The following is a 6314-nucleotide window of genomic DNA, read 5'->3' as shown; positions in this document are numbered from 1 at the left end:
CAGGTGACAGCACGGCTGGATCGCACACCGCGATCCAGCCGTACACCCTCACCCGGACCCGGCTGGTCGCGGTGCCGCGCGGACGTGCACGCGTACGCCCTGCCTGCCGTTGAGGACGTAGGCCCAGTCGTAGCCCTCGTGGGTGCGCAGGTCGGGTCCACGGTCGTCGTCACCGTCGGCAGGACGAACCTGTAGGCCTGGATGCCGCCGGGCCAGCGGGTCAGCGGGTCAGCGGGTCAGCGGCAGGACGGTCGACCCGTCGTCGCCCGCGACGGGGCGCAGGTCGATGCGGGGGTCGCCGGTCGGTGGCACGCCGACCAGCTCGTCGAGGGTGACGCCGTCGGCGCGCGGGCGGGCGGGAGCTGTACGAGCGTGGGGCGGCGCAGGCCCGCTTCGAGCCTGGACAGCGTGCCGGCGGAGATGCCGGTCTCCGCCCACGAGCCCAGGCCGTTGGTCTTGATCTACTCCCCCACCTGGTCGTAGGCGGCGGCCGGGCCCGCCAGTCCAGTTGTCCGGCCTTGTGCACCGCGGCAATCGGCGTTCGTGCCGTCGATCACCGTCCCGGGTTCGCAGCCGCCCGGGTGACGGGAGCGGCTCCGCGCCGGAACTGGTGTGGTGTGGCACGACCGGCGCCTGTTGGTTCTCGTCGGCTATGCCCGCTGTGCGGAACCTACATCGTCGGTGAGGCCCTACGGCCGCCCCGGGGTCGCTCCTAACAGCTGTACCACCCCGTCCAGACACGCCTGCTCGTGACGTAGTTCTGGCACCAGTACGGACGAGGTGCCGTCGGTATTTGGACGGCGACCGTGCGTTGCTCCGAGTCCTCGATGGCGCCGTGGCGGAGGATGTAGTCGGCGTGGCCGTTGCCGGGCATCGGTGTCCAGCCGCCCGAGCCGGACCAGGCGTGCCAGATCGTGCGGTCGGTCGCGATGCCGAAGCATTCAGACTTGGCGGTGGCCCAGTGGACCACCATGACCTCCGTGCCTGCCCTGAACGTGCCGTAGTAGCCGTAGCAGCTGACCCTCCCGTTGGCAGGTACCGGAGTCATCACGGTGGGTGGTGTGTTGGTGGTTCCCATACCCTGTGCCGGCACTGCGGACGTCGCTCCGACGCCGAACGCGAGGCCGTCGTTCGTGCTCGCCGCAGCCGACATGACCGGCGCCATCGCCATGGTGAGCGCGATCCCGGCAGCCACCGCCCCGCTCCGAAGTGTTCGTCGTGTGATCAGCATCGTTGTTCCCCCACAGGCCATGCCCCGGACGTATCCCAGGGTCCCCCGACACGGAACATCCCTGACGGACGGCATGCCACAGGGGACATTGCTTCCATCTCACCCGATTGGACGCAAAACGTCGATGGTCTCGGCTGGCGCCCATGCCACGCTTCCGGTAGCGCCAGGACGACCTCGTGAGGCTGCTGTCAGACCGTCCACTCCGGGGACGGTCGTCCTGTCCGCTCGAACTCGGCGGCGCAGGCTGTTGTGATCTGCTGTCCGCCGACCAGACCCGGACGGGTGCTCGCCTGCTTGTCCGGACCTAGTTGGCGGATCCGGTGACGCCGTTGTCCGGGCCCGGAGGCTCGCGGAGGCTGTGCGGGCAAATCCCGCAGCGCGTGTGCGCACCTGCGGTCGACGCTCAGGCGAGCGAGGCACGCAGGTCGATGTTCATCTGTCGGTCCGTGAAGGCCTGCTGCGGACCCCAGTGGTCGTTGTCGTACTGCGACCACCAGATCCGGACGTCGCCGGTGCCGCCGACCCAGGTCATCACCAGCCCGCCGGTGCCCTCTGTTGCTCCCAGTGCCGGTCCACCGGCTGTGCGCCGGTCGTCCAACACCTGGGGAGGCCACCATGTACTGCCCAACTGCCGTGTCCAGGAGATGTGGTCATCGCTTGCGTTGCGCCACGCGAGGTGCACAAGAGTGCCATCGCAAGCCAGGGTGGGCGTCTTACTCGCCTGCGCTCCGGGGACCACGCGTGGCTCCGTCCACAGATGGCCGTCGAAGACCGCCCAGCGGATCTTGTCGCCGCCGGCGTCACGCCAGGCCATGACGAGTTCGCCGTTGTGCACGTTCTCGACCACGGCGACACCATCGTCGGTGCGCACCCAGTCCAAAGTGGCCGCGGCGGGTTCACTGGTGCCGGTGATCGGGTGCACCCACTCACGGCCACGCAGTTCCGACCACCGAATGTGGTAGTTGTACTCGGCCGTGGCCTTGTAGAACATGAACGTGCGACCACGGTAGCGGACTGCGGTCGGGAAGGCCGCAGCCTCGAAGAGTGCCGCTTGGGCTTGCGGGCCCCAGGTGTGGCCGACCTCACCGGGAAGCGGGTTCGGCAGTGGCTGATCCAGCAAGGAGAACCAGATCCGTCGGTCTGCGCCACTGCCCTTCCAGACCATGCACGAGCCGTAGGTGCTGCCCGAGATGGACGGGACGTGGCTGGTACGGCGGTCGTTCAACACTACCGGTGCGGGCCAGCGCAACGCCGGGCCGACTGCCCGCGCGCTCGGCGACCACCTGATGAAGTCGTCGGATCCATGCTGGTACCACGTCATCGCGGGCGCTCTGGTCGCCGCCAAGTCGGGGCCGTCATTCGACATCCGAAGGCCACCCTCCCCCGTATTGTCCCGTCACTGTGTAGTCGTCCACAGCCAACACAACGTTTCTCCCGTGTCGGAGGAAGCCGGCCACGAGAACCTGTTGTGTGGACCCGACCCGTTTGGCCTGGTGCCGCAGGTACCGGTCGACACGCAGGTCACCGACGCGGGCGGCCGATCCGATCCTGATCGCGGTCTCGGTCCTGGCCCGCAAGCACCTGGAACGCACCCAGGCCGTGCCCGCGCAGCGCGACCAGTAGGTGGAGATCAAGCCGACGGACGGCTACTCGACCAGTTCGGGCAGGCCGTCGACTTCCCTGCGCCAGCGGTACCCCTCGACGTCGGACAACCACCCCTGTCCTGCCCTGCCCGCGGTCCGGCGGGTCACCGCGCGCGTTGCGTCGCCGAGCGCGTCCTGCCGGATCGTGGGGCGCGGCGAGGCCGACCAGACTGGACCTTCGTGAACAGGCCTTGCAGGTCTTGCCGCTCGAGCGCGGCAGAGGAGAACCTGCAATGAGAGCGGAGATCGTCAATACCTATGCCGAGGGCGTCGACGCTGCGGCCGCATTCCGAGTGGCCGTCGAGCAGGCGCAGTACGACGACGGCCACGACGGCTCCACCGGCGCGATCGCCGAGAAAAGCCAGTACGTCGTCATCGACGGCGGGCCGCTGTCGCTCAGCGAGGCCGAGGCGTTGGCGGACAGGCTGACCGAGAGCAGGGACAGCCGGGTTGACGACAAGTGGGGGCCGGCCGGGGCCATCGCGGTCTGCGGTGGTTCCCGCACGCTGACCGGCCTGCCCGTTCCCGTCCGCGCCGACGGCTACCCCGACACGGAGACCGCGGCGCTGGCCGCGGTCAAGGGCCGTCGCGGCGGTATCGAGGTCGAAACCCCGCCGGCACCAATGCCCGACACCCCGCGAGCACGTCGCACAACTGCTCGCATGAGGGTTGGGCACGAACATCCTGTCCAATGCGAGCACCACCGGATCCGACTGCACATACACCGTGCCCGCGTTGAGCCTGTCGTCGATGACCTGGTGCGGCGCACCGCCCGCCGCGAGACCGACCGGCCCGCGCCGTGCGCTCCACCGCGGGATCGACCATCGACCACCGGCGCGCCAACTCGCGGGCCGCCGCGACGTTGTAGCCGCCACCGAGCAGGTAGTCCGTCGCCCGCGACGGGTAAGGCGCAGCGAGCTGTCCATCCACGTCAGCAGCGAGGTCGACCCCGGCGGCGACGGATCCCGCCGACATGCACGGCCACACCGCGCTTCGCGGCTCGGACGGCCATATCGGCTGGTACATGGCACGGCAGTCATGGAGCACCGCGTCGAACGGGACGGAAGCCGAAACACCGGCGGCGGCAACAGGAGAACCGGCGGCGCGCAGCTGTGCGACGGCGAGGTGGACGACGTACAGCCGGGCGACCCGGTAGTAGTGGCGCCGCACCGGGGTGCGCGATCCTCGGGGCAGCGCGGAATCCCGATTTGTGCGGACGTCGTTTCCCGCGTCGGCACTATTGTCACGTCGGCTTGGGGGTCCGGATGATCGATACTTCACCCGACGACGGGGTTGACGGCCGTACCACGACGGCGAACACGCACAGCGGTGTGGCCCGCGACGTCGTGCAGGCACGGGACATCCACGGCGACGTCCGCCTGGTCACGCCTTCACAGCCGCGGTTGTGGCTACCCGCCGCGGTGCTCGCCGTGGCCGTGATCGCCGCAGCCTTGATCATCGCCTGGCCGCAGTCGTCGGACGACCCTGCGGCCGGGGCGCCGCCGGAGTTGCAGGTGGGAGTCGACATGTCCCACAACGACCAGGGCCCGTGGGGGTACGTCTCCGAGTCCCCCGACTTCCCCGGCGACGCCATCGTGGACCGACTGGCCAAACCCATGGCCGCGACGGACCGTGACCTGGTACGGGAGATCCGCACGATGGACGGGGCGATCAGCCTCCACCGCCACCAGGTCCGGCTGCACCTGGTGGGCCCCGTCGGAGGCACGAGGGTGACCGACATCAGGCCGGTCATCCGGAGGACCGCACCGCCGCCCTCCGGCAGCCTCGTCCACGCGCCGCCCCAAGGAGGTGAAGAGTCCTCGCAAGTGCTGCTGCTGCTGGACGACGGGTTTCCTGTGCTGCAGGACTCCGAACCGATGCCCTCACCCCCGCCGGGCGAGGCAGGCCGTCGGATACCGACCGGCCCGTACTTCCCAGGGCACACGATCAACCTCGCCGCCGGCGAGACCCACGAAATCGTGCTGACCACCGTCGCCCGATCCCGCAGCTACGAGTACGAACTGACCATCACATACCAGACCGGGACCGAGATCCGGGAGACAGTGATCGACAACAACGGCCAACCGTTCCGAGTGGCCGGTCGCTCGTGCAGCAGCGAACACATCGCGTCCTACCAAGCTGCCTACACGATGACCAACGGCTGGAGCGTTGTCGCCGAGTTCGACCCCGCTCGCATCGACCTCGGCCCGAGCCGCTGCTGACCACCATGCCCAACGACAACCGCAACCGGCTCGTGTGGAGCATCGTCGCCGCCGTGCTGATCATCCTGGCCGCCCTGGCCGTCCGAACGTTGCTCGATTCCCCCGAGACCGTGCAGGGACAGGCTCCGACGGCCACGACACAATCGACGACGACGTCGCCCAGGACCAGCCCGCCGGCCGGACGTGCGGCGAGGTCAGGAGCACGGACGCGGGCGACCAACCAGTGCCCACGACCCTGCTCGCACAGGTCCGCGCGATCCACGAGGCAGCGTGCCAAGCAGACCCCCGCGCACTGCTCGACATCCTCCGCACCACACCAGGCCACGAACTCCCCGAACTGACCCTCGAACAACTACGAACAGACCCCTCAGCCCGGGTAGCCCTCACCCTCGCGCTCGAAACGGCCTTACGCCCCGCCCAAGGCGGCCACACCTACTGCGCGCCAACCGGTGCCGCTGCCGTCTTCGCACGCGGAACCCACGACCACCCAGGCGGCATGACAGTCTTCACCACACGACCCACGCCCATGACCGCACAACTCTGCCGGGTATGACGGCACGGCCTCGCCGGATATCGGCGACCTCGCGAGCGACGGTCAGGTACCGCTCCAGCTCGATCGTCGGCACGTAGCCCCCCAGATGCCTGTCGGGCACGGCGCGGCGCGTTCGACTGGGCGGGGCTGGATCTGGGTGATCTCCGAGTGCACCCGCGACCGCCAGGACATCCCCGCCGCTCCTTAGGCGTTCATCTACCTGGTGAAATATCTGGAACAGGCCGGTCGGCCGAAGCCGGGACAGCAGGCACCGGGAGCACACCCCGGTGCCTATCGCCCTCCCGAGGTCAGACGGTCCAGATCGAGAACGTGGCGCGGGAGCGGGCGGCCGGACCAGGTTCAACTCGTCCTCGGTCAGGTAGAGCCCGCAGCCCGCGTCCGCGGCCGTGCACGAAGGCCGGCCAACCGCACCTGGGCACGGATGATCGCCGAGGCGTCACCGACGAGCACCGCCGCGCGAGCCTGCTGCTTAGGCCTTCGGCAACCGGAGCACCCGCACCCTGCTGGGGCTGGAGCCCGCCGTCGGGTTGTCGTTGCGCGGCACCTCACCGGGCGGACTCGGCGAGCGCGGTGCGGAGTCCAATGTGGAGCGGTCGGCGACCGCGGCTGCCGCCCAGTCGTTACCGGACAACGGGCCCATCGGGTCACAGCCTCATTCATCGGCT

At 69.3% G+C, this 6314-nt stretch carries 5 protein-coding genes; 3 read left to right on the top strand and 2 right to left on the bottom strand.

Going from position 1 to position 6314, the window contains the following annotated elements:
• The first annotated feature begins 201 nt into the window (after positions 1-201).
• Entirely contained in the window at positions 202-483 is a 282-nt protein-coding gene (locus ACYVLT_RS08450; RefSeq protein WP_461119560.1) for a hypothetical protein, read from the top strand.
• Positions 484-712: 229 nt separating this feature from the next.
• Here the strand turns inward: ACYVLT_RS08450 and ACYVLT_RS08445 are convergent, their stop codons facing one another.
• Positions 713-1231: a hypothetical protein gene (locus ACYVLT_RS08445; RefSeq protein ID WP_461119559.1), complete on the bottom strand. Its 519-nt coding sequence runs from the start codon at positions 1229-1231 to the stop codon at positions 713-715.
• A gap of 403 nt (positions 1232-1634) precedes the next feature.
• A complete protein-coding gene (locus ACYVLT_RS08440) occupies positions 1635-2597 on the bottom strand; it encodes a hypothetical protein (RefSeq protein WP_461119558.1) in 963 nt (320 codons plus the stop codon).
• Positions 2598-2701: 104 nt separating this feature from the next.
• Here ACYVLT_RS08440 and ACYVLT_RS08435 point away from each other — a divergent pair, with 104 nt between their 5' ends.
• Entirely contained in the window at positions 2702-2854 is a 153-nt protein-coding gene (locus tag ACYVLT_RS08435) for a hypothetical protein (RefSeq protein ID WP_461119557.1), read from the top strand.
• 1273 nt (positions 2855-4127) lie between these two features.
• Positions 4128-5096 carry a hypothetical protein gene (locus ACYVLT_RS08430; protein ID WP_461119556.1) on the top strand — a complete coding sequence of 323 codons (969 nt, stop codon included), beginning with the start codon at positions 4128-4130 and terminating at the stop codon, positions 5094-5096.
• The last annotated feature ends 1218 nt before the right edge of the window (positions 5097-6314 follow it).

The organism is Saccharothrix stipae (assembly GCF_054781895.1).
This window is presented reverse-complemented; position numbering and strand designations above follow the sequence as displayed.